Origin of the sequence: Brucepastera parasyntrophica, from assembly GCF_022376835.1 — a bacterium.
Classification (GTDB): Bacteria; Spirochaetota; Spirochaetia; order Treponematales; family Treponemataceae; genus Brucepastera; species Brucepastera parasyntrophica.
In genome coordinates this window covers 3,031,786-3,055,787 of record NZ_CP084606.1, presented here as the reverse complement: position 1 = coordinate 3,055,787, position 24,002 = coordinate 3,031,786, and the positions used below count along the sequence as shown (strand labels likewise).

Below are 24,002 nucleotides of genomic sequence, written 5' to 3'. Positions count from 1 at the left end.
TTCTGAGTTTACGCATACTTCAAAAAAAAGTATACTCCTTTAATGTAAGTTTCTGATACAAAGAATTAACTAATTCTTTATATCAGAAACACTTATAATCGGAAATAGTCAAATAATGCGAGATTATTTGACTACACAGATAAACCAGGAAAAAAATTATATCTTTTCGGCTCCTTCCAGCTCGTAAGTCATCGCGTTTATTGCCGACAGATAAGCCTTGATTCCGGACTCGACCACATCGGTCGAAACCCCGTTTCCGTTCCAGGTCCGCCCGTCCCGGGTTATCCGCATATAGGTCTCGCCCTGAGCGTCGGCCCCGGTATCAACGGCATCGACAATCTGAAGGGAAAAGTCTTCCAGTTTGATTTCCGAGCCGCCTATTATCTTATCCACCGCGTTGAGGGAGGCGTCAATAGGGCCGTCACCGATGGCTACCTTTTCCACAAGAGAACCGTCCTTTACCTTAAGCCGGACAATAGCTGTGGAGGTAATCGAAGAACCTGAATTAATGACAAAGCGGTCAAGCTTGTAATACTCAGGGATTCCTCCGTGGGCGCCCGAAACAAGGGCCTCAATGTCCCGGTCCGAAACCGTTTTTTTCTTGTCAGCCAGGTCCTTGAAATCGGTAAAGATCCTGTTAAGCTGATCTTCCGAAACCTGATAACCGAGATAGGACAGCCGCTCCTCAAGGGCGTGCCTGCCTGAATGCTTGCCGAGGACCATCTTGTTATGGGGCAGACCGATGGATTCAGGAGTCATGATTTCATAAGTGGCCCGGTTCGCGAGAACACCATGCTGGTGGATCCCCGACTCATGGGCAAAGGCATTTTCGCCGACAACAGCCTTGTTCGGCTGGCACCTGACCCCGGTCGCCTTGGAAACCTTTTTTGAAGTCTGGTAAATCTTTGTCGTGTCAATTCCGGTGACGACGTCAAAGTAATCCTTCCGCGTATGCAGGTTCATGACAACTTCCTCAAGGGAGGTATTCCCCGCCCGCTCGCCCAAACCGTTAATCGTACATTCAACCTGATCGGCCCCAGCCCGAACCGCGGCAAGACTGTTCGCCACAGCCAGACCGAGATCATTATGGCAATGGACTGAAATAACAGCCCTGTCAATGTTCGGGACATTTTCCTTTATGCCCCTGATGATTCCTGCGAATTCCTCGGGTTCGGCATAACCGACCGTATCGGGAATATTAATGGTAGAAGCTCCGGCGTTTATAACGGCCTCGATAATCCGGTACATAAAGGCCGGATCGGAGCGGGATGCGTCTTCAAGCGAAAATTCAATGTCGCCGCACTTGTTCCTGGCGTAAGCTGCCATGGTTTTGGCGATTTCAAACACCTGATCAGGAGTCTTCTTCAGCTTATATTCCATATGAATGGGACTGGTCGCCAGAAAAATATGGATTCTGGGGTTTTCCGCGTCGCGGACAGCGTCCCAGGCGGCGTCAATATCCTTTTCCGTTGCACGGGCAAGGGAAGCGACAGTTACGCCCCTGACCTGACGGGAAATCGCCTGTACGGACTGAAAATCGCCGGGACTGCAAATCGCGAAACCGGCTTCAATTATATCAACCCCGAGAAGCGCAAGACTTTCCGCAACATCAAGTTTGTCTTTCAGATTCATGCTGCAGCCCGGCGACTGTTCGCCGTCGCGCAATGTTGTGTCGAAAATTTTAATCCGTCTTGCCATTAGTTACTCCTTCGGAAGTCCTGTACTTCCTTTTAATGTGAACAAGGGTATTAAAACATAAATCATAATAAAGAAAAACCATTATTTGGCTTAATTTTGTCAATTTTTGTCTTTTATACAAGACAATTACTTTATTTTCTTTATATTGTCTGTTATAATGGATAATATGAAGCATATTCAGAGAAAAAAGTATCTGAAACGGATACTCAGTCTGAAAGACAGCCACAGGACCATTGTCGTAACCGGAATGCACGGTTCCGGCAAGTCCGTATTTCTCGGCGAGCTGGCCCGGGAACTGAAAAAACCACAGGAAGACAGCGGCCGACCGCCGTTCCGTGTGGTGCAGGTTTCCGACGGAGAGAATATCAGGACGGGGAAGGACCTCATTGCAAAAGCAAGGGAACTGGGAAGCGGTCCTTCCGCCCTGCTCATTGATAACGCGGACCGGATCGGAGATATAGCGGACGCGGTCCGGGAAATCCACCGCAGCTATGCCGTAACCATTGTACTGACCGCGGCTGAAGAAACGGACGAGATGGCTGACGGCATAACCGCCGCGGAACAGTCCTCGCCCGCCCTGCTCCATCTGCTTCCGTTTTCATATCAGGAATTCCTTGAACTGCATGAAATCCCGGATTCGCACGCTTCTCTTGAGCATTACGGCGAATGCGGAGGGCTGCCGGAGAATAACGCCCTTCCGCCCGGATCGCCCGAAGCAGGACATTTCAGAACATTCCTTGCCGATTCCTTTATTTTGACTGAAATAATCGAACGGAAAAATATAAGAAATCCCGGCCATATCCGCGCGCTTCTTGAGCTGGCGGCCCGTTCTTCCGGAGAAGTTTTAAGCGCCCGCCAGATCAGGGAAGCCCTGGCCGCGGACCACATAACAATTTCACCCCAGGCCGCGCTTGACTATCTCAGCCACTGTAAAAAGGCTGGACTGTTGGCCCCGGTGCCTGTTTTTGATATTAACGCCGGAAAACTCCTTTCGTCGGGCATGGTCTGGTATTTTGGTGATACCGGACTCAGGAACGCCTTTGTAAAAACCCGGTCATTAAAAAGCGCGGACCAGACAATTGAAAATCTGGTTTTTCTCAAACTGCTGGAAGACGGCTGGGACATACAGCGGGGGAGGACCGACTGCGGACGCAACCTTCGGGAGGATATCAGTTTTATCTGCGGACGGGACGGCAGGAAGGTTTATATTCAAGTCACAGGAGGAAGTCCGGGGGCCGCGGCAATAGAACGGAAAAAAAGGGCCCTGCTTGCCGTCAGGGACGCCTGGCCCAAATACTGCATTAACAGCACCGGTGAAACGGGAATTGAAGACGGCATACGGCAGGTCCTTGTCAGGGACTTTCTGCTGGGCCGGAAGGAAACGGGAGCGTAACACAGGACGCTCTCCGGGCTGTCAGGAGAGCCAGGCGTAATACTATAACGCAGTCCTATTCCTCATACTGCAGCCGGTAGAGTTTCGCGTAGAGTCCGTTCTTTTCAATGAGTTCCTGATGGTTCCCTTCTTCCACAAGAGAGCCACCGGACAACACCAGAATACGGTCGGCATGTTTGATGGTGGACAGGCGGTGCGCGATAACAATGGAAGTCCGGCCGGACAGTACTTCCTGGATACCGAGCTGAATGAGGTGCTCGGTTTCGGTATCGATGGAGCTTGTGGCTTCGTCAAGAATAACGATAGAAGGATTATGGGCTATAACCCGCGCAAAACTGATAAGCTGTCTCTGGCCCGAGGAAATGTTTGTGGCCCCTTCGGACAGGATGGTATTATATCCTTCGGGAAGCCGGGATATGAATTCATGGGCGTGAACAGCCCGGGCCGCTTTTTCAACCTCCTCATCGGAGAGGGAAAGTCCAAGCTTGATGTTGTCGGCAACCGTGCCGGAAAAGAGAAACACATCCTGAAGCACGGGCAGGATTGAACGCCTGACCTCATCGAGGGGAATGTCCTGTATGGGGATGCCGTCCAGGAGTATTTCACCCGAGTCAATATCCCATAACCGCGAGAGTACATTTATTATAGTGGTTTTTCCGGCGCCGGTATAACCGACAATGGCAACCATTTCTCCCGGGTTCACGGTAAAACTGAGACCTTTGAGAATTTCTTCTCCCTTGTTATATGAAAAACGGACATCCTTAAAGGTGATATGCCCGCGGAGCATTTCCTTTATTTCACGGGTTCCTGTATCAGGTATGGATTCTTCGGTATCGAGCAGCTTGAAAACACGCTCGCCCCCGGCCATGGCCGACTGGAGCAGAGTATACTTTTCAGCTATATCCTGTACCGGATTGTAGAACATTTGGACCAGCCCGATAAAGGCGATCAGAACGCCGATGGAAAGGGAAATATTAAAGGCAAGGGAACTTCCCACCGCAATAACAATGGCAATGGTGAGATTGGCAAAAAAATCTATAATCGGGCGGAACGTGGAAAAAACATACATTTCGCTCAGGTTCGCGTTCAAAAGTTCAGTATTGCGTTCACCGAACTGGGCGGAGCTCTTTTTTTCCTGTCCGAAAAGCTGTACCACCTGCACTCCGGAAAGGCGTTCAGACAGGTATGAGTTAACCCGGGAGGAAGCAGTCCGCTGCCTTCTGAAGGCGTCCCTGGCTTTTATTCTGCTGATCGCGGCGGTAATAAATACCGGAGGAAGGGTTATAACCGTGACCAGCGCGAGCTTCGGGGAAATAAAGAAGATGGTGATAAGGACCCCGATCATTATCGATAAGTCCTTTAAAAAGGCCACAAGCACCGAGGTAAAAAATTCATTTATTGTTTCAACATCACCGGTCAGTCTGGTAACAATACGGCCCACAGGGTGCCTCGACAGAAAATCGGTAGACTGTCCCGCTGTTTTTTTGAAAAGGGCGAGGCGTATATCTTCCATAACCCGCTGTCCGATAAGCGAGGTTGTCCATGTCTGTACAAAGGTCGCAAGAAATACGATGGACAGGATTATGAAAAAGAAAATCACCGCATACCATATAAAGGACAGATCTCCGCCCCGGACAAGCCTGACCTCAGCCGGGCTGAGTGTGTACAAATCATCCAGATGGATAGCGCTGGTACAGGACGAACAGGAAAATATATCCTGGCGGCTCAAAACCAGGTCCCGCACGGCGGATTCCTTTTCATAGGAAAACAGATACCAATCGTCACCGTCGACTATATGGGCGGCGGTTAACTCGGTCTCCGTTTTTTTTGTCATCGCGCTTTTATTTCCCTGCGGAAAAAACAGCCGGTCGCCTATCATCTCCGAATCGTCAGCGTCCCGGAAATGTTCCACCGCTAAAATCGCTTCCGGTGACAGCGTCTTTTTGTTACTGTTAAACGCGACCATATTGACCGCCGTATATTTTGCCATTATGACGGTATCAATAATCCGCTGTATCATTACCGGCATCAGAAGTTCGCCCACAGTTGAAAGTGCCAGCGCGAGAATAGCCGCCACTGTAAGGGCCCGGTAAGGCTTCACGTATGAAAGTATGCGTTTGAAAATGCGGCTGTCATATTCTTTTACCACATCTTCGACTTCAAAATATTCAGCCATTAATTTCCTCCGGGTCTCCGCCGAATTCCGCAGTACCATCCGGACCTTCAAGCCGCTGGAGCTGGGCCATGCGCGCAAAAAAGCCCTTATGGATCATAAGCTGTCCGGGCGTTCCGCTTTCGGAAATCCTGCCGTTTTCCAGCACAATCACATAATCGGTATTCTGCAGCGTTGAAACCCGGTGAGACACAATAATGGTTGTCCGGCCTTTCCGCTTTTCCATGAGATTGTCAAGAATACGGCGCTCCGTTTCCGCGTCAACTGCGGACAGGGCGTCATCAAGCACCAGGATTTCCGGGTCCCGCGCGAGAGCCCTGGCAATTGCGACCCGCTGTTTCTGTCCCCCGGATAATGTAAGCCCGCGCTCCCCTACTACGGTGTCCCAGCCATTGGTGAATTCTTTCAGATCTCCTGCGATTGCGGAAAGCTCCGCGGCTTCCAGGAGAACGGCGTCATTTTCTTCGCCGGAGTTTTCTATGCCATAGGCTATGTTGTTTTTTATTGAATCAGAGAACAGATAGGTGTCCTGGGGCGTAACGCCGTATTGTTTTCTTAGCTCGGCAAGGTCCCAGTCACGCACATCTATGTTTTTGACAAATACAGTACCGGACGGAGGATCAATCATCCTCATCAGGGTTTTCAAAAACGTTGATTTTCCGGAGCCGGTTTTTCCAAGAACTCCGACAATCATTCCGTTCCGGATACAGGCATTAACATCACGAAGGACCTGCTCGGGAACTTTGCCGTCCTCAGCTTCCGTTTTATAGGTGAAATCCATTTTAGTGACCTGTATGGCCGGGTCAGCGGATGACAGGGGCACGGTTTCCGGGTTTACCGGAAATTCCGGAGAGGCAATTGACGGTTTTTCATTGAAAATCGCATTAATGCGCGCGAGGCTTACGGCGCCGCGCTGCATCATATTAATGGTAAAACCGATTCCCAGCATGGGCCAAATGAGCATTTGCATATACATAAAGAAGGCCGCAAGATCGCCCGCGCTCATGGTCCCTTCTATAACTTTTGAACCGCCGACCAGGAGTATGATAATTGTGGTCAGCCCGGACAAAAAAGATATAAGCGGAAAAAATACCCCGAAAATACGTACCAGGACCATGTTCGCCTGTTTGTAATCTTCGTTTGTATCCGCGAATTTTTTTATAAACCACCATTCCTTAACAAAGGATTTTATAACCCGTATTCCGGCAAAGGTTTCCTGAACCGTATCGCTCATGGCCGAATAGGTTTCCTGAACGCGGAAAAAACGCCGGCCGACAGCGCCGCCGAAAAGCATGATTAAAATAGTTATCAGGGGCAGCGGAAGAACGGCAAAGGCTGCGGTCTGGGGGTTCTGGATAAAAATGATAACCAATACCGCGGCGGCCATAACAGTTCCGTCTATAAATGAAACCAGACCCATTCCGATTGCCATCCGCACGGCATTCAGATCATTGGTGGCCCTGGCCATGAGATCGCCTATTTTGTTCTTCTGGTAAAAATCGTAGGACAGCGTCAGCATATGGGCAAAAAGTTTGTCGCGTATTTCCGTTTCAATGCGGCGGGCGGATCCGTGTATAAAATAGCGCCATAAAAACCGGCCGCCGGAAATAACAAGCGCAAGGACCACAATTGCGCCGCTGAGCATGTAGATGGATTTCAGATCGAAGGTTCCCGAGGAAATCAAATCAACAGCCCGCCGGATGCACTGCGGGATAAATATCTGACAGATATCGACCAGAACAAGAAAGAAGAAACCGACCAGATATTGGCCGGTATACCGTTTCAGGTACGGACCCAGTGTCCGAAATTCTTTTATGGATGCTTTTTGCATTACATCGTCCTTACAGTAAATCCGTTTATTGACATACTTTTTTCTGCATACTCATTTTTTACTGCAACGTATAGTCAAATAATCTTAAATTATTTGACTATTTCCGATTGTAAGTGTTTCGGATATAAAGAACTAGATAATTCTTTACATCAGAAACTTAACTTAAAGGAGTATATACGCAATATCACCGCTACTATAATATACTCTTATGTCTGTTTTATATCAATGTTGATTTTTAATTAAAGAATGCTGGAAACAGGCTCCGGGTCCATCTATTTTTTCCGGGATTCCGTCTTTTTATGGTCCTTTTCCATTTTTTCCTGCCAGATTTCGGCCTTCCGCTTGGCTTCATCAGCCTCGGCCCTCTCGTTCAGTATAAGATGAATACGGCGCAGGGCAAGCAGATAGTTTATGCCCAGCCTGAAATCATCAATGCGGCCGGTTGATAACTCGTATTTCTCCCTGTAACGGTCTGCAGCCTGCTGCAGAAGTCTTTTCACAAGCCGCAAATGGTAAACCGTATCATCATAATCAGGTGAATGGGGGTCAAGCCCGTCCTTTGAGGCTGTTTTCAGATCGAGAATGTTTTTTGCTACTGTCGCAAACCGCGCTTCAAGCTCCACAAAGGTCCAGCGCCACTTTGTATTGTCTCCGTATGCGTCCGTAACAAGCCGGATCGCAAGGCCCAGTTTGCGTATCAGATAATACCGTTTTGATTCCGGCAGGTTTTTTATTTCGTCCACCTTATCCGCATAATCGGAATACGGAACATCAATATAATTTGACACAACTTCTTCAAGGTAAATAACTGCCTTATACAGGGTTTTCCGGGCGTCATTCAGGGCGTCTTCATTTTTTATTCCCAGTATTGAAACGGAAACGGAATGTTTGGCAAGATACAGGGTGGAGAGATACAGCATATCATCGGTGAGTATGAGTTTTTTATAGGCGGCGCCCGAGGAATCCTTTTCAAGGAGCATAAGCATATTTTTTTCACTTATCAGCAGGGCGTCAATTTGCTGCTGATAACTGGCGATTTGCTCGTTATAGACCTTGCGTTTTTCCTCTGTCAGTTTAGCCATAACTTCTCCCATACATCACAACTGTGATACTATAGTCAAATAATTTAAATTATTTGACTATTTCCGGTTATAAGTGTTTCTGATATAAAAAATCAGCCTATTCTTTATATCAGAAACTTATATTAAAGGTGTATATCAGGTTGTATATTTTGCAAGCATCTCCTCCGCGTGCCGGATTGATGTGTCGCTTATTACGTCGCCGGCAAGCATTCTTGCAACTTCTTCCGCCCTTTTCTTTCCGGTTACCGGGTATGCGCGGGTAATTGTTTTCTGGTTATCGGTATATTTCTCTATCTTAATCTGATTATCGGCACGAACCGCTATACTTGCAAGATGTGTAATACACAAAATCTGTTTTCTTTTTGATAATTCCTTCAGATGATTGCCCACGGCAAGGGCGACCTCGCCTCCTATTCCGGCGTCGATTTCATCAAAAATCAGGGTTCCGGCCTCGTCAGCATCGGCGAGGACCGTTTTCAGGGCAAGCATAATGCGGGAAAGCTCTCCTCCTGAGGCCACTTTCGCAAGAGGTTTGAGGGGTTCGCCGGGGTTTGCACTTATCATGAATTCTATATTATCAAAGCCATAGGGTCCCGACCGTTGCATTGTATCATTTCCCTCGCGCAGTGTCTGCTGTACCCTGAAAACCGTTCCCTGCATTCCGAGGCTTTTCAGAATTGTTTCAACTTTTTTTCAAGGATTCCGCAGGCTTTTTTCTCTTTTCGGACAATTCGGCGCCCGCACGGTACAGATTTTTTTCAAGCTGAGCTATTTCAGCATTGATCTGCTCATGGTTGCTGTTCCAGTCGTTCAGCTGCCTGAGCTGGAATTCCGCGTCTTCCGCATAAGCGAGAATTTCAGATACGGAGGAACCGTATTTTTTTTTCAATTTAAAAATAAGGGCCAGTCTGCTTTCTATTTGTTCCAGACGCGCAGGGTCATAGGTCAGGGATTCCTGGTATACTCTGAGCGATTCAGCCACATCATCGAGTTCATAAAAGGCGTTTTCAATGCGGCCAAGATAGGGCGAAAGGGAATTATCGATGCCCGCCGCCGTTTCAAGAATATTCCGCGTTTTTTTCAGGAGGGGAACCGATCCCGCCGGACCTGAGAGAGATTCGGTTATCTGGTCCATACATGAATACAGTTTTTCATACTGGGAAAGGCGCTGTTCCTCGGAAGAAAGTTCTTCTTCTTCGTTTGCAGTAAGGGCCGCAGCACCTATTTCCTCAACCGCGAATTCGAGAATTTCCTTTTTCCGTTCACGTTCCTTTTCCGAGGTGTTCATCTCGTCCCTGATTTTCCGTTTTGCCGACAGTTCGGTATACTGTAAGGTAAAACCGGCCACTTCATTTTCAATACCGGCGAACGAATCAAGATATCTGCGGTGTTCATCCAGGCGGAACAGGGACTGGTGATCGTGCTGACCGTGAATATCCACAAGAAAGGAGGTGAATTCAGCGAGTTCGGCACGGGTAACAGGAGTATCCTGTATCCAGGCCGAGTTTTTTCCGGTAGACCGGAGCGTCCGCCGGAGCAAAACCCTGGAATTTTCGGGTTCGATACCATACTCGGAAAGCCAGTTAAGGGCATGTTCCGATGATTTATCCAGATATACGGTACCGGACACACGGGCTTCTTCAGCGCCTGTTCTGATTGCGTCCGTCCCGGCTTTCCCTCCAAGAAGAAAGGTTAAAGAGCCTATGAGTATGGATTTTCCGGCCCCGGTTTCTCCGGAAAGCACATTTAAGCCTTTTTCAAATTCGAGGGACACGGAATCAATAAGCGCAAAATCTTTGACCGACAAATCCTCAAGCATTGGGGCCTCCGGAATATCCCGTTCCGTTTTCAGAGTCTGTTTTTTTCCCGGAATTACGGGAGCGCCATTCCAGTTCAATTTTGAACGCAGGGCCTCATAGAATACATTCGGGCCGCAGCCGATAAGACGGACCCGGCTTGAGGCTTCCTGCACAAACACGGTGTCACCCTGCTCAAGAGGAAACACTTCCTGTCCGTCAATAGTTAAAATATACTCCTTGTGTCTGTCTTCAAGCATTGTCACCTTCATTGTACCGTTTGAAGGCAGGACAATCGGACGGTTTGAAAGAGAAAAGGCACAAATCGGAGTAAGCACAAAGGCTGACAGATCCGGAGCAAGAATCGGGCCGCCGGAAGCCGCGGAATAAGCGGTTGATCCGGTCGGAGTCGCGACTATCACACCGTCCGCCTTGTATATACCAAAAGAAATGTTATTAAACAGGATTTCGAGACTCACCAGTTTCGCTATTCCGCTCGCTGATACCACCGCGTCATTCAGGGAATCGGAAGCAAAAACCGTTTCCCCGCCGCGTTCAACATGGACGGCAAGAAGCATGCGCTCTGAACTGTGCATGCGGCCTTCAAGATATTCTTCAAGAGGTTCCTTCCATTTATCAGGCTCGATACCCGCGATAAAGCCGAATTCGCCCAGATTCACCGGAAAAACCGGTATGTTTTTCCGGGCGCAGTGGCGGGCGGCAAAGAGCACAGTTCCGTCACCGCCGAGCGTTATCGCAAAATCATAGGAGTCAAAAGGGTCCTGAACGGTAAAACCGTCATACATATATATATCGCATAAAACCTTTTTTGCCAAAAGAAAAGAACGGATTGTCTGGGCTATGTCTGCGGCGGCAGGTTTTGTGGTGTTTACTATTGCAATTGCTTTTTTACTGTATGCATTGCATATTCCTTAATACCTCAGGGCAGTGTTGCCAGAACTTTCGCTATTTTCGCTGCGTTTGCGGCGCCAAGCCTTGGGTAGAGAGGGAAAAGAACACAGCGCATTGCCAGAGACTTCGCATTCACGCAATCGGGGAGGTCCTCTCCCAGCAATGTGACGACAGAATCCGTAAAAGCAGGTTCAATCTGGATATCCTTCCGGTTCGCATACTGCTTTACTTCCTTGAACCCGCTGGCAAGAATAACAGGGAAACAGTAAAAAGAAGGACTCACCGATTCATTCTGGCTGATGGTTTTATGACGGCCCTGCAAAAGGGAATGAACATATCCTTCGTAAATCTGCCGTCTCATTTCAATATTCCGCTGCAGTTCACGTACCTGGACAAAGGCAAGCGCGGAATTAATATCAGGGAGAATATCCGTCAGAGGAGCTTCATCGGCAAGGCGTTTCAGAACGATAGCTTCGCGTCTGTTCGGGGCAAGAAGAAGCGCCCCTCCTCCTCCGGTAATCATATCCCGTTCTTCAAGGCCCAGAATTGAAAACACGCCGAACTGGCCCGCTTTTTTTTCGCCGAACGAGGCGCCTGCGCTCTGGGAAATATCCTCAATAACGGGAATATTGAATGCAAGGATCGAATCGATATCGGGAAGAACACCAAGCGTTTCGTGAAGCAGAATAAGGCGCCCGCCCCGCGCGATTGCCTTTTCAATGGCATCCGGAGTAACGCAGGCCGTATCGGGATCAACATCAACTGTAACAGGAGAATATCCAAGGGCGGTAACAGCCTGATATTGCCAGGCAGGAGCCAGCGCAGAAATGATAATCCCTGAACCGGGCGTCAGATCAAGCGCTTTCAGGGCATACTGCAGGGCAATGGCTGAACTCCTGAAAGCCGCGGCCCCATCTGTCCCGAAAACCTCCCGGACAAGCTGCGCCAGCTTCTGGTTCATTTCCCCGGGGCCGATTTTTTCCGCCACCATACAGGTTAAAACTGCATCCATTTCCTTTCTGCGGATTGTTGAACTATAAACTGGTAATTTCATGTACGCCACACACCTGAACGATTCGGATTATAATGATAAATGGCTGTCTTTTATACCATATTTTTGCGCCGGGAACATATATCCGGGCGCGGGTTCAGAAAGACAGCAATTGCAAACAGAATAGCCGGAAAACTACAGAATTGCCAGTTTTTGCAGCTCTTTTACATTAAACAGACGTTTTGTATCAAGGATAATCAGATAACCGACTTCCTGACGGACAACTCCATGAATATATTCTGTCCCTATACCGCTGATCATCTGGGGAGGCGGCTGAATCTGGTTTCTGTCAACAATTACGACACGGGCAATTTTATCAATAATTATGCCAAGCCGGGTATTTTCTATATTAAGGATAACAAACCCGCCCAAATGCTCATCGCCCTCTTCCATATGGGCCTTTTTCAGATGAAACCGCTTGTGCAAATTAATTATAGGAATGATTTCGCTTCTGAGATTAAAAATTCCTTCAACATAATAAGGCGCGTTCGGAATCGGTCTGATATCCTGAATGTGGACTATTTCCTTTACATTCATTATATCAACGCCGTACAGTTCGTCGCCGAGCTGAAATGTTACGAGCTGAAACTGAGAATCGTTTTCATTCATACAATTCCTCCAAGTTTATAATACTATTTTATTCTCTAAATGTACAATGCCTGATGATTTTCTGCAAGGTAAAGCTGAAAATATCATCAGTCAAATTCCTGATATTCCTGTCTTTAAGGAAACCTTTCAAACAAATCCTGCTGCATTTCGCTTTTCAGCCGGAAGGTTTCCCTCTGAATTCCGGACGGCCCGTTTTTTCTGAAGGCCTGTATATGGGCCGCGGTCGGGTATCCCTTATGTTTTTCATATCCGTATTCGGGATACAGCCAGCTGTAACGGATCATCATGCGGTCACGGGCGGTTTTTGCCAGAATCGAGGCCGCCATCACCGCCGGATATGTCCCGTCCGCCTTAGGGAAGGCGCTGCATTCGGCCGCCGAAATTGACGGCTTATGGAGACCGTCAACAATTACTTCAATTTCCTGTTCGGAACAGGAAAAACCGGGTTCCGTCCTGTTTTTCAGCTTTTGCAGCATCCCCTCATAGGCTCTTTTCATTGCCAGAAGAGAGGCATTCAGGATGTTTATTTCATCGATTTCAAAGGATGAGGCCCAGCCGATATGCCAGGCAAAGGCATGCCGGTATATTTCAGTCATAGCGGTGTTCCGCCGGGCTTCGGAAAGTTTTTTTGAATCATTCAGAACAGAACAGTCAAAATCCCCGGGGAGAATAACCGCGGCGGCACATACGGGACCCGCAATCGGCCCCCGTCCGGCCTCATCAAGGCCGCAGATAAACCGTTTTGCGGATAAGGAAGAGGACTCAGGGTCACGGTTCATATTTTTTTCCCGGAGTAAAAAATTCAAACCCTTCAACAAGAATATTCGAACCGAAAACAACAGTACTGGCGGAATCGAACCAGAATGCGGTATCCCGGTTCCGCTGTATGGGACGGTTTGTTTTGCGGACAAAGGAAACATTTCTTACATCAATCTGGGAATTCCATGATTCAATGGCCCGTCCGGCGCTTCCCGGCGTAACGGTAAAGATAGTGTTTTTCAGTTCGGTTTCACTTCCGGTAAGGACAAGAGCGGAAGCGTCGGAAGCTGTTATGGAAAGCCTGCAGTTATTAAGCGTAACACCGGAATACCGGGCGTCAATAAGCTGGCCGTATTCCGACGCCGAAAGGCTGATACCGGTATTTGAACATACAAGCACCGATGAAACAGACCTGATTATGGAGGCGCTTGGCAGACCGCTGCGTTCAATTTGGACATTATTCATGCTCAGGGAACTGTTCTGCAGTTCGAAAAGGGCCGCAGGATTATTATAGGCCATTGAGGCGCTCCGGGAAGAGCTGCCCGCAGTCTGGGAAAAAGTACAGTCCGAGACGGAAATATTCGAAGCCAGTATGGTAAAAGAAGCGTTTTCGCCCATTTTCACGACCGCATCGGTCCCGAAAATCTGAATATCATTCTGGATAGTATGCTGCCGGTTCATTTCCGTTTCACCGGTAATATAAATCCGCCATTCATCTACCCCGCGTATAACATTGAGGGCATCATCAAGGCTGGTATAGGGAGCAAGAGGCGTTCCGTTGGAGCGCCCGGAAAAGGACGAATCAACATACAGGGCATTAAGGTCAACCGTTACTTTCTGGCTTACCACAGGACTCCGGTTTCCGACACGGTCAATGCCGAATAGTTCAATTTTATATTCAATCGGTCCCGAAATATCCCCGTGGAGGACAAAGGATTTACCCTCCTGCACAAAAAGAGGAGGCTGAATGGTTAGCTGTATCGTATCTTCTCCGGTCGGAGAAAACGCAACAGGGGAACGGGAATAGGTTAAGCCGGCATCAATTCCTGAAGAAGGAGTCCGGGGAGGCTTTCTGTCAATGATGAAGCGGCTGTTGATTTCCCCGTGTACCAGACCGTCATACTCGGCAAGGATTCTGAAAAAAAAGTCTTCGGACATGCCTGATGGTATTTCAACAAGAATTCCGCTTGCGAGCTGGGGAGACAAAGGATCCGGCAGGGACGGGTAAAAACTGTTTCCGCCGGTATAATAGAAAGTATAGGGAGAATTCGGGATTGAAAGAAAAACAGGATCAGCGGTAATCAGCAAGGGAGGAACGCCGGTCAGACCGGGTTTAACCGGCAGTCTGACGGTCTGCACTTCAGCATTGTTGAGGACAGGGGAATACCACTTCAGTTCCGATTCTTTGGAACGGTCCAGGAAAAACGGATTGGTATATATCTGCCAATCCGTATCATTCAGAGCGTAATATACCGGTCCGTTATAATCAAAACCCGCAAAATACCAGTTATATATGACAGGCTGAATGGAATCCTCATTATTTCCGGCAATATCCGTCCCTGTTCCGGCCTCCGTGGAAATACCGCTCGCGCAAATCCAGCGCCACACTGATTTTCCGTCGGACAGAGTCAGGGGGAAGAACCACCGGACTCCACGTACGGCAGTAAAAAGCAGGGCCCTGCCTCCCGGAGAACCGGGAACCGCATCGCCGAAGCTGAAGGTATAGTTTTCCGGAATAAAGATTTCGGCAAATTCACCGGTTTCAATAACAGGGGAATCCGTATTAAGTCCGGAAATTACCGGGGAACCCTGAGGGGAGACCGAATATCTGACCTGGGATGTATAGCGGTTTCCGCCTTTGTCTACGACAAGAACGCGGAGGGAAACCATACCATCCTGTTCAATGAGTACGGGTCCGGTGTAGACAATGCCGGAAATGGAAGGGTCGGAGCCGTCAATTGAATAATAGATTTGCATTTCAGGCATTGCTTTTATAAGGAGGACCTGATAGTTTGCCCAATTTCCCGGAACAGGATTAAGTATTTGATACGGCGAACCCTGGCTGCTGATTACGTCCACTGCCGGAGAGACCGCAGGGCCTGTGTTTCCCGCCAGATCCGCGCCATAAGCGCAGATATAAGAGCCGTCAGGAACAAAAAGTGTCGAACCTGAAATAACACTTCCTGATGAAAAGGAAGCAAATTCCGGATGAAATATTTGATAATATATTTTCCCGGGTTCATTGAGTGTAAAGAGAAACTCACTGCCGCCTTCCAGCCGCCGGGCCGTTATTACGGGTTTTTCCGGTTTTTTTCTGTCAATCCGCCATACAAATTCCGCACTGAAAAGAACGGGAGCGCCGGGCAAAAGGGAACGGAGTTCAGTCTTTATAGTAAAATCTTTTTCGGTATTTTCAGGTACGGAAAGCAGGACGGAAGCATCTGCCGATGTGATTTCCTTTCCGTCCATAAAAAGCGACAGGCGGGTCCCCTGAGGGTGAGAAAAAGAAATAACCTGGGGTTCGGCATAAGAACCGGGGGGAACGGAAGGGATAACGGGAACGCTATCAAGGGCAAATGAAGCGGAACCCGCTGTCATGCCGCCAAGGAAAAAAGCCAATTGTAACAGCCCGTGTATTTTTCCGCCCTTCTTCATTTTTCCTCTTCAAGCACGGAAAGGATTTTCCGCAGTTCAGGATCCTGGTAATAATACTCTTCCAGTTCTTTTTTATCCAGGCCAATCAATTCATGGCTCATATAATGAATCCAGATATCTTCTTCCGGACTGAGGATTTCATGTTTTCTGCACCAGTAATCAGGCTGGATCGGAAGCTGTTCTTCTTTGTACGCAAAATACTTATAATCATGAACAACGACCTTGATATCTTTTCTCGGAATTCCTTTTTCAAGGAGGACTTCAACAAGATAGTTGATTGTTTTTCCGGAATCAAATATATCATCAATAAGAAGAATTTTATCACCGTGACGCAGATGTTCAGGGGAATATGTCCAGCCGTCAACCATAATCCGGTCATGCTGGCGCACATCGGTATATGAACGGGCCACAACCGCGGCATACAAAACCGGATGAGCATCTTTACGGACTATTTTAAAATATTCACTTATTACATTTGCAAGATAGGCTCCGCCCCGCAGGGATACATAAATTACATCCGGAATAAAACCGTCCTGATGGATTTTATAGGCTATTTTAAGAGCATTATTCCGTACCAGTTCATAGGGCAGAAACTCTTTGGTCATTCTATAAACCTCATATATACACCTTTAAGTCATGTTTCCGCTATAAAGAATCAGCTGATTCTTTATAGCGGAAACATTTACAACCGGAAATGGTCAAATAATTTAAATTATTCGACCATAATTTACTGTACCGCTTTTTCCGCGATTGCTCAAGTAAAAAAGGCGGTACGGTTATAATTCAAATAATTAAAACTTGACAGCAGAAAAAAATGCCCTGATACTGGATTATCCGGTTTTCCCGGAAAAATAGTAATAGTATTGGGGGTATTTATGGCAAAAACTGCAATTGATAAACTCGGCTGGGGGTCAATCTGATTCTGACTATTTTTTTTGATCCGGTCTGGCAGGGTATTAACCGGGTTTTACGCGGAAAGACGTTAATCGGAATCATCTGGATAATTACAGTCGGCATTTTCGGCATCGGCTGGCTGATTGATATAGTTACCATGATAACGAAAAAAGATATTACGATTTTAACATAAAAGCATTTTATAGTCCTGATTTCTCCAGAATCCAGTGCGGAAATCAGGACCGGGGCAGGAATCTCTCTGTTTTTCCATGTATGCTCAGATAAAATTGAAACGCTGACAGATAGTGATATATTTGCCTGCTCCTCACCAGATACAGCGAAGGCGGCGGACCCAGGTCCGGTCAGACTTTCTGCGCGGTTTTTATATTTTTTTCCCTTCTTTCTTTAAAAATGGTTCTGACAGTCACACTGACGAGTATAATGCCCCCTCCTATCAGGGTCCTGACCGAGGGAATTTCACCGATAAAGAGCGCCACCCATACAGGACTCATAATGGGTTCGAGCATGGTAATGAGGGACGCGGTTATGGCCGGGACTCCGGAGACACCCCGGGCATACAGAACGGACGGAATCCCGGTCTGGAATATACCAAGAAGCAATAGTCCGGCAATACCGGTCAGGGACGGCATTCCTCCGCGGATTATGAAATATACTGAAAAAATAAATGTAATAAGGTGGGCAAGCATAAATGAATCCGCGGGACGCTCATTTTTCTGTCTGCGTATGAAAATGGCTGAAATGGCATACGTAAGTCCTGAAATCGCCGCCAGAATATTTCCAAGATTTGCCTGAAAACTGAGATCATCAAGAAAAAAAAGTACCATCCCGCAAAAAATTCCGGTAATGGCTATCCAGTCTGAAAGCCCTGTTTTCTCGTCGGGGAGCAGCCATTTTCCGAGAATAACTATATAAATAGGCTGGGTATACTGAAGCAAAATCGCATTGGCCGCTGTCGTCGTTTTATTGGCAAACATAAACAGAATCATGGTAGCGCTGTAACAGACAGCGGCCGTTATCTGACTGAAGCTGAAGGTAAAACGGGGCAGTCCGACCAGTACAATCATAGTTATGAAGCCTATGATGCTCCGTATGCCGGCAATGGCAAAGGGATCCCAGTCAACCAGTTTTATTAAAACGCCCCCGGAACTCCATAAAAAGGCGCACAGAACCAGCGAGGCAATGGACAACCCTCTTGAATCGCGGAAGCCGGATTTATTATGCCAGAACATCAGGATCTGCCGGATTCCCGCTCAGAAATAATCGCCTTTATTGATGCGTCAAGGACTTCCTCAAGCATTTCCCGGGGAGGTTCCTCAATCAAACCCTTATCCATCAAAAGCCGGGTTGATGTCCGGGCATTCTGAATGTCTGCAAGGGCGCGGTCATAGACTTCCTGCCAGGATAGGGTAATACGCGCAACTTCCTCATCTATTGCCTTCATAGCTACATCGGCGGCTTCAACAGCAAACACATCGGTATCTTCCATGCTTACCAGAATATGTTCGGGATCTATACCTTTTTTCTCCGAATAGTCGGCAATTGAATGGGCGCAGGTAATGGCCATGCCGTCAGTAATTTTCCGGCTCCTGACAAGAAGGGCGCCCTTGAGAATTCCCGGAAAACAGATGGAATTATTGACCTGATTGGGGAAGTCTCCCCTTCCCGTCGCAACAATAAAGGCTCCGGCTTCTTTTGCCTCGTGGGGCCAGATTTCCGGGACCGGGTTGGCACATACAAAAACTATGGACTTTTCCGACATTGAAGAAATCCATTCCTTTTTTACTGTGCCGGGGCCGGGAGTTGAAAGGGCGATTAACACATCAGCCCCATCCATAGCTTCTTCTATTGTGGATATTTTCCCTGGATTTGTCTGAAGGCAGAGTTCCCACTTCCGGTAGTAGCGCGCATCCTTTTCAATATCCTCGCGGCCGGAATGCAGGGGACCCCGGGAGTCGCAGATAATCATTTTTTCCGGATCTCCGCCGTCCGCAAGGATAAGCCTTGCGATAGTAGTGTTTGATGCGCCTGCCCCGAGAAGAACAATTTTCACATCAGAAATCTTTTTCCCGGCAAGTTTAAGCGCATTTAAAAGACCGGCGAGCGTAACGCATGCCGTTCCCTGGGCATCATCGTGCCAGACGGGAATATTGCAAACATCACGGAGAGTATCAAGAACAAGAAAACAGTCGGGCTGGCTTATATCTTCAAGGTTCACGGCCCCGACGCTCGGTTCAAGCATTCTGACAAATTCTATTATTTTCTGCGGATCATGTTTTCCCGCCTTGATTCCTGTTTTTTCCGCTTCATCTTCACGGACACGGGAATCAATACAGAGGGGAATCGAATCAACGCCGCCAAGATATTTCATCAGCATTGCTTTGCCTTCCATAACACCAAGGCCGCCGGGCGGAGTACAGTCCCCGTCACCGAGAACCCGGGTCGAGTTGCTGACAACAGCAACCAGATTTCCCCGGTTGGAAAGCGTAAAAGAAGTGTCATTGTCGTCACGGATAGAAGTTGATACCGCGGATACCCCAGGGGTATACCATACATTAAACCAGTTAAATCCGTAGATGCCGCACTTCGGCAGGGTCTGCATTTTTCCGCCGAACCATTTGTGCGCAACCATGGATAGTTTTTTTAAAAAAAGTGTTTTGCCTCGGGCCTTTTCATCTTCTGAAAAATCTGCGGGAAACAAATCCATAAAATTATTCAAACTTATATCGGGTTTCATATTAAACACAATAACATAAAGCCGGAAAACAGTAAATCGCGCATAAAGCGGGCCGGTAAAGTATTTCAGGAAAAATCTGGTTCCGTATTGACAATTCATTATCTTTTTTTGTAGAGTTATAAGCGGAAAAGGTTTTACATGAAAAGTTCCGTATTGAAGCGAACAGATATAATTTTCTCAAAGGCTGCCCTGCCTGTTTTTTCTTACTATTTTTATTATCTGTCCCCATCCAATACGGAGTCTGTGCCGGTCAGGAATCTGATTTGAAAAGGCGCAGTTTGTAACACCTTATAATTAAGGTTGATACAGGGAGACTCCGTAAAGGAGTCTCCCTTTTTTTATGCCCGGATGTATACCGGGATATAACAGACAGGAGGATTGCTATGATTATTGCCTTAAAAAACGGGGCGGGAAAAGAGGATGTAAGCGCTCTCATATCTTCGCTGGAAGGTCAGGGAGTGCAGGTGCTTCATTCATCAGGAGTCGGCCAGACGGTGCTGAATATTATTGGCGATACGCAAAAAATAAATGAGGCGACTTTAAAGGCTCACCGGTTTGTCGATAAGATTTTGCGTGTTCAGGAACCGTACAAACTGGCAAACCGTATTTTTCATCCCGAAGATACCCGCATAGATATTTCCGGATCTGACGGGAATCTCCGCAGCATAGGCGGCGGACATCTGGGAATTATCGCGGGTCCCTGTTCGGTTGAAAGCCGAGAACAGATTATATCGGTTGCAAAAAGCGTAAAAAAAGCCGGAGCCGGATTCCTTCGCGGAGGAGCCTTCAAGCCGAGAACTTCGCCATATGCTTTTCAGGGGCTTGGATGCAAGGGAGTCAATCTGCTCGTTGAAGCAAAAAAAGCAACAGGGCTTCCCATTGTTTCCGAATTGATGTCAATTCACCAGCTCGAAATATTTGACGAGGTGGATATTATTCAGATCGGTGCAAGAAATATGCAGAACTTCACGCTGCTCAGCGAGCTTGGACGCTGCAGCAAACCCATTTTGTTAAAACGGGGACTCGCCTCAACAATTACCGAATTGCTTATGTCTGCGGAATATATTATGGCCGGAGGAAATGACCGGATTATTCTGTGCGAACGAGGCATCCGTACCTTTGACACATCCACCCGCAATACACTCGACCTGAGCTCTGTTCCCCTGCTCAAAAGAAAAGTCATTTGCCTGTTATTGTCGATCCGAGTCATGCTACAGGCCTAAGCTGGATGGTGGAATCAATGTCAAAGGCGGCAATCGCGGCAGGGGCGGACGGTATACTGGTTGAAGTGCATAACAATCCCGAAAAAGCTCTGTGTGACGGAGAGCAGTCCATTACGCCTGAACAGTTCGGTGCATTAATGGGCCAGCTCAGAAAATATGCGGAAATAGAAAACCGTATACTGTAGGAGGATTTATCATGAAAGACCTGGGAGATTGCATCTTCGGTTTTGTGGGGCTTGGTTTGATGGGAGGCGCGCTTGCCCGGTCGCTACGGTCAGGGAAAATAATCGGAAAGAAGGGAAAAATTTTTGCCTTTGATATAAACAGTGAAACGCTGCGAACGGCCTGCGACAGCGGAACAATCGATGAGGGCTTTGCAGACCCCGGCATTATGTTAAAGCAATGCGATGTTGTATACGTCTGCCTCAACCCTTTATCGGGCTTCCGGTTTATGGAAACATATATGAACGCATTCCAGTCCGGATCACTGATTACCGATATAGCGGGAGTAAAGAAAAACATTGTTACCAGAATTGAAAATATTCTGAGGAGCGATATAGACTTTATTCCCGGGCATCCGATGGCCGGCAGCGAAAAGGAAGGATTTGCCCATGCCCATGAATGTTCCTTTTCCGGAAAAAATTATATTCTCGTGCCGCTGAAAAAAAACAGGCCGGAAAATCTCTCGTTTATGAAAAAGATTATCAGGCAAATGGGCTTTGCAAAAATTATTGAAACGGATGCGGAAACTCACGATATGAAAATTGCCTTTACATCACAGCTTTGCCACATACTAGCGGCATCGCTTATTGACTGTGAATCCGATATTTCCATAACCGATTTCGGCGGAGGCTCATTTGAAGACCTGACAAGGATTGCAATGATTAACGCGCCCATGTGGACCGAACTGTTTCTTGAAAATGCGGAGCCGCTTATATCCCGGATGGAAAAATTTGAAAAAAGTTTTGCTGGTTTTAAACAAATGATACAAGCTTCGCAGAAAGAAAAACTTTGTGATACACTGACCGGAGTGAGAAAAAAACGGATTGCAATGTCGGATTATCAGCGGGCATAGAATTTCTTTTCTGCTGTCATCGGCTCCAGCACCTGCAATATGAGCTTCACTGATATCATGGGTATTTCAGCGGATCACAGACACAAAATTATAAAGGTGGAATTATAGGCTACAAATCCTTGTACGTATAAAATCTCAGATTCAATTCCTTACAGCTGCGCAATAAATATTCCAGCCGTTCCGGAGTAATCCCCCAATCGCTGTCATCGATACGGTGAGACGTAATAGGAACAATATTATTTTCTTTCATTTTTGCAAGTTTTAGCATTCGTGAAATATTTCTTTCATATTCCCTATTATTTTTATATACAATATTGTCAATCGATATGGACGCGATATAGGTATTCTTCATCCTGTCTTTTTCATAGATGTAAAAATCTTTTTCAAAACCTCTGACAATATCATAATATTGCAGCAGTTCTTCATGCATCCACGGCTCCCACTCTCCGTATGGATATGCAAACGCCCCCAACCCAATTCCCTGATCTCTGAAATTGTTAACCGATAAAACGGTCTCTTCATAGAATGTTGTTCTTGATAATTCCGGTAAATGACAATGATGTATCGTGTGATATCCTATTTCGTGCCCCCGGCTCTCCGCATCAAAACAAAAACTGGTAGGGGAAGAAAGAGCGACAAAAAAAGTTACTTTCGCGTTATATTTTTCAAACAAATACTGGTACGCAACCCAGTTTGCCGGGGAATAATCGTCAAAGCTCAATAAAATTCCGGAACCGTTGTCTTCAGAAGGAACATCCTTCAAAAGAGTATTTGAACAGGAAATGCAAAACATACAAATAAAAATACTGATTGTTATTATCTGTTTTATTTTCATTAAAACCATCACCTATTTTTCCAGAATATTGAATCCCACGGCAAATCTGGCTTCAGGGCCATGAGTAGAATATTTTGCATTAACCGCAGTAAATCTATCCTCAACGTTATTCTCATACGCATTATTAATTTTTAAATTATATAAAAAAATAAATGATACATAAATCCTTTTCTTTATTGAATAATTAATCCCGGCTCCTATATTGATCCGGAATGAATTTAAATCCTTTTTGTTTATTTCCGGGGATGAAGTCATATATATATGATATTTTGCTCCAATTAATGGATATATGATTATTGATCGTAATTTAAATGGATATTTAAAAGACCCGCCAATACCGCATAATATTGCGTCATTATATACATAGTCAGCACTATTAAGAAACAGCAGATCAAAATCAAGATTAAAATAATAAGCATCAAAAAAAACAAAAATACCGCCGCTATAAATAGTATCGAACTGTTCTTTTATCTTTCCGCCATATTCCATATATAATGAAGGAAATGACGCCGCGAATTGTCCGCCTATACCGACATTCAATTCAAATGCATAAAAGCAGGATGAAAGCAAAAATAATCCTGTCAGCACCAGGTGATACTTTCTCAAAATATTCTCCATTTATAAACAAAACTCTGCTCCGGATAATAACAGAACACGGCACTGGCATACCAGTAAATACAGCTTTTTTTATCATTTGTTTATAATTATTACCGTAAATGTCTTGCATCCATCCTGTTCAAATACTCTTACCAATCTGTCGGGTATCCGTATTTCTTTTGAAAGAATTCTGAAAGTTGTATAAAGGCCCCTGTTTTCTCTCCCCGCAAAATCAATATACTGATTTATTTCAAAACCGTTTTCAATTTGTATTATGTAAAATCCGTTCACTGCATATGCTATACGCGCATTATCCTTTATTGCCAGTGTTACCGGACCGATTATGTTTTCATCTTTATTTTTCCGTATTGCGTCCTGTACAATATTTGTATTAAAAAAATATTTTGATTTTATTCGCAAATCACTGCCATCTCCGAAAAGATAATGCTGCAATATTTTTGCGGCTTCGGGATATACTATGCCGCCGAAAAATATAAACTCCGAATAAATCTTTTTCATGTAGAGTATATCAGCTTTTGAGGCTTCACCCTTATCGAATCTTTCCGTAATGTCATCAATTTTTTTCTGTTCCATATTCAATACCGTACATGAAAAGAATAATGGGACGAGTAACAAAAGTATCAATATAAACGTATTTTTTTTC

17 protein-coding genes and 3 pseudogenes are annotated in these 24,002 nt (G+C 46.4%); 4 read left to right on the top strand and 16 right to left on the bottom strand.

What is annotated here, in order from left to right:
* Positions 1–156: 156 nt before the first annotated feature.
* Positions 157–1,698 carry a 2-isopropylmalate synthase gene (locus tag K7I13_RS14710; protein WP_255946846.1) on the bottom strand — a complete coding sequence of 514 codons (1,542 nt, stop codon included), beginning with the start codon at positions 1,696–1,698 and terminating at the stop codon, positions 157–159.
* Positions 1,699–1,864: 166 nt separating this feature from the next.
* Between K7I13_RS14710 and K7I13_RS14705 the strand changes: the two genes are divergently transcribed.
* Positions 1,865–3,091: an ATP-binding protein gene (locus tag K7I13_RS14705; protein ID WP_255946844.1), complete on the top strand. Its 1,227-nt coding sequence runs from the start codon at positions 1,865–1,867 to the stop codon at positions 3,089–3,091.
* 55 nt (positions 3,092–3,146) lie between these two features.
* Here K7I13_RS14705 and K7I13_RS14700 read toward each other — a convergent pair whose 3' ends face one another.
* From K7I13_RS14700 to K7I13_RS14655, 10 genes and pseudogenes are all read right to left on the bottom strand, one after another.
* Positions 3,147–5,267: an ABC transporter ATP-binding protein gene (locus K7I13_RS14700; protein ID WP_255946843.1), complete on the bottom strand. Its 2,121-nt coding sequence runs from the start codon at positions 5,265–5,267 to the stop codon at positions 3,147–3,149.
* A complete protein-coding gene (locus K7I13_RS14695; protein WP_255946842.1) occupies positions 5,260–7,095 on the bottom strand; it encodes an ABC transporter ATP-binding protein in 1,836 nt (611 codons plus the stop codon). Before K7I13_RS14695 ends, K7I13_RS14700 begins: the two co-directional genes overlap by 8 nt.
* 272 nt (positions 7,096–7,367) lie before the next feature.
* The gene (locus K7I13_RS14690) at positions 7,368–8,177 is read right to left on the bottom strand and encodes a TP0443 family flagellar-associated protein (protein WP_255946841.1); all 810 of its coding nucleotides are present in this window, start codon (positions 8,175–8,177) and stop codon (positions 7,368–7,370) included.
* Between the two features lie 135 nt (positions 8,178–8,312).
* Positions 8,313–9,996, bottom strand: a pseudogene (recN, locus tag K7I13_RS14685) (DNA repair protein RecN).
* Between the two features lie 180 nt (positions 9,997–10,176).
* Positions 10,177–10,779 (bottom strand): annotated as a pseudogene (locus tag K7I13_RS14680) (NAD(+)/NADH kinase); the annotation flags it as partial.
* Between the two features lie 134 nt (positions 10,780–10,913).
* On the bottom strand, positions 10,914–11,939 hold the full coding sequence (locus tag K7I13_RS14675) for a DegT/DnrJ/EryC1/StrS family aminotransferase (protein WP_255946840.1): 1,026 nt from the start codon (positions 11,937–11,939) through the stop codon (positions 10,914–10,916).
* Between the two features lie 132 nt (positions 11,940–12,071).
* Positions 12,072–12,545, bottom strand: a complete 474-nt coding sequence (locus K7I13_RS14670) for a chemotaxis protein CheW (protein ID WP_255946839.1) — start codon at positions 12,543–12,545, stop codon at positions 12,072–12,074.
* 113 nt (positions 12,546–12,658) lie between these two features.
* Complete coding sequence (rnhB, locus tag K7I13_RS14665) at positions 12,659–13,324, bottom strand: ribonuclease HII (RefSeq protein WP_255946838.1); 666 nt, start codon at positions 13,322–13,324, stop codon at positions 12,659–12,661.
* Positions 13,314–15,959: an FN3 associated domain-containing protein gene (locus K7I13_RS14660; RefSeq protein WP_255946837.1), complete on the bottom strand. Its 2,646-nt coding sequence runs from the start codon at positions 15,957–15,959 to the stop codon at positions 13,314–13,316. Before K7I13_RS14660 ends, rnhB begins: the two co-directional genes overlap by 11 nt.
* Complete coding sequence (locus tag K7I13_RS14655; protein WP_255946836.1) at positions 15,956–16,564, bottom strand: phosphoribosyltransferase; 609 nt, start codon at positions 16,562–16,564, stop codon at positions 15,956–15,958. Before K7I13_RS14655 ends, K7I13_RS14660 begins: the two co-directional genes overlap by 4 nt.
* 299 nt (positions 16,565–16,863) lie before the next feature.
* On the opposite strand from K7I13_RS14655, the gene K7I13_RS15805 reads away from it, so the two are divergent.
* The gene (locus K7I13_RS15805; RefSeq protein ID WP_369413767.1) at positions 16,864–17,046 is read left to right on the top strand and encodes an NINE protein; all 183 of its coding nucleotides are present in this window, start codon (positions 16,864–16,866) and stop codon (positions 17,044–17,046) included.
* 169 nt (positions 17,047–17,215) lie between these two features.
* On the opposite strand, the gene K7I13_RS14650 is transcribed toward K7I13_RS15805, so the two are convergent.
* Positions 17,216–18,103 carry a DMT family transporter gene (locus K7I13_RS14650; protein ID WP_255946835.1) on the bottom strand — a complete coding sequence of 296 codons (888 nt, stop codon included), beginning with the start codon at positions 18,101–18,103 and terminating at the stop codon, positions 17,216–17,218.
* Positions 18,103–19,608: an NAD(P)-dependent malic enzyme gene (locus K7I13_RS14645; protein ID WP_255946833.1), complete on the bottom strand. Its 1,506-nt coding sequence runs from the start codon at positions 19,606–19,608 to the stop codon at positions 18,103–18,105. The genes K7I13_RS14650 and K7I13_RS14645 overlap by 1 nt, the downstream gene beginning before the upstream one ends.
* A gap of 383 nt (positions 19,609–19,991) precedes the next feature.
* Here K7I13_RS14645 and aroF point away from each other — a divergent pair.
* Both aroF and K7I13_RS14635 read left to right on the top strand, forming a co-directional pair.
* Positions 19,992–21,016: pseudogene (gene aroF / locus K7I13_RS14640) on the top strand (3-deoxy-7-phosphoheptulonate synthase).
* 11 nt (positions 21,017–21,027) lie between these two features.
* Positions 21,028–21,906 (top strand): prephenate dehydrogenase, encoded by an 879-nt coding sequence (locus K7I13_RS14635; RefSeq protein WP_255946832.1) that lies wholly within the window; start codon positions 21,028–21,030, stop codon positions 21,904–21,906.
* Between the two features lie 109 nt (positions 21,907–22,015).
* On the opposite strand, the gene K7I13_RS14630 is transcribed toward K7I13_RS14635, so the two are convergent.
* The 3 genes from K7I13_RS14630 to K7I13_RS14620 all read right to left on the bottom strand — a co-directional run bounded on the left by K7I13_RS14630 (position 22,016) and on the right by K7I13_RS14620 (position 23,932).
* On the bottom strand, positions 22,016–22,741 hold the full coding sequence (locus tag K7I13_RS14630) for a polysaccharide deacetylase family protein (RefSeq protein ID WP_255946830.1): 726 nt from the start codon (positions 22,739–22,741) through the stop codon (positions 22,016–22,018).
* 12 nt (positions 22,742–22,753) lie between these two features.
* Positions 22,754–23,230: a hypothetical protein gene (locus tag K7I13_RS14625; protein ID WP_255946828.1), complete on the bottom strand. Its 477-nt coding sequence runs from the start codon at positions 23,228–23,230 to the stop codon at positions 22,754–22,756.
* A gap of 201 nt (positions 23,231–23,431) precedes the next feature.
* Positions 23,432–23,932, bottom strand: coding sequence for a hypothetical protein (locus tag K7I13_RS14620; RefSeq protein WP_255946827.1), 501 nt, complete (start codon positions 23,930–23,932; stop codon positions 23,432–23,434).
* Positions 23,933–24,002 lie beyond the last annotated feature (70 nt).

Excerpts from the sequence above, each read along its gene's own strand:
- K7I13_RS14710 (WP_255946846.1), bottom strand. The coding sequence starts at position 1,698 with ATGGCAAGACGGATTAAAATTTTCGACACAACATTGCGCGACGGCGAA.
- K7I13_RS14705 (WP_255946844.1), top strand. The coding sequence starts at position 1,865 with ATGAAGCATATTCAGAGAAAAAAGTATCTGAAACGGATACTCAGTCTG.
- K7I13_RS14700 (WP_255946843.1), bottom strand. The coding sequence starts at position 5,267 with ATGGCTGAATATTTTGAAGTCGAAGATGTGGTAAAAGAATATGACAGC.
- K7I13_RS14695 (WP_255946842.1), bottom strand. The coding sequence starts at position 7,095 with ATGCAAAAAGCATCCATAAAAGAATTTCGGACACTGGGTCCGTACCTG.
- K7I13_RS14690 (WP_255946841.1), bottom strand. The coding sequence starts at position 8,177 with ATGGCTAAACTGACAGAGGAAAAACGCAAGGTCTATAACGAGCAAATC.
- K7I13_RS14675 (WP_255946840.1), bottom strand. The coding sequence starts at position 11,939 with ATGAAATTACCAGTTTATAGTTCAACAATCCGCAGAAAGGAAATGGAT.
- K7I13_RS14670 (WP_255946839.1), bottom strand. The coding sequence starts at position 12,545 with ATGAATGAAAACGATTCTCAGTTTCAGCTCGTAACATTTCAGCTCGGC.
- rnhB (WP_255946838.1), bottom strand. The coding sequence starts at position 13,324 with ATGAACCGTGACCCTGAGTCCTCTTCCTTATCCGCAAAACGGTTTATC.
- K7I13_RS14660 (WP_255946837.1), bottom strand. The coding sequence starts at position 15,959 with ATGAAGAAGGGCGGAAAAATACACGGGCTGTTACAATTGGCTTTTTTC.
- K7I13_RS14655 (WP_255946836.1), bottom strand. The coding sequence starts at position 16,564 with ATGACCAAAGAGTTTCTGCCCTATGAACTGGTACGGAATAATGCTCTT.
- K7I13_RS14650 (WP_255946835.1), bottom strand. The coding sequence starts at position 18,103 with ATGTTCTGGCATAATAAATCCGGCTTCCGCGATTCAAGAGGGTTGTCC.
- K7I13_RS14645 (WP_255946833.1), bottom strand. The coding sequence starts at position 19,608 with ATGAAACCCGATATAAGTTTGAATAATTTTATGGATTTGTTTCCCGCA.
- K7I13_RS14635 (WP_255946832.1), top strand. The coding sequence starts at position 21,028 with ATGAAAGACCTGGGAGATTGCATCTTCGGTTTTGTGGGGCTTGGTTTG.
- K7I13_RS14630 (WP_255946830.1), bottom strand. The coding sequence starts at position 22,741 with ATGAAAATAAAACAGATAATAACAATCAGTATTTTTATTTGTATGTTT.
- K7I13_RS14625 (WP_255946828.1), bottom strand. The coding sequence starts at position 23,230 with ATGGAATATGGCGGAAAGATAAAAGAACAGTTCGATACTATTTATAGC.
- K7I13_RS14620 (WP_255946827.1), bottom strand. The coding sequence starts at position 23,932 with ATGGAACAGAAAAAAATTGATGACATTACGGAAAGATTCGATAAGGGT.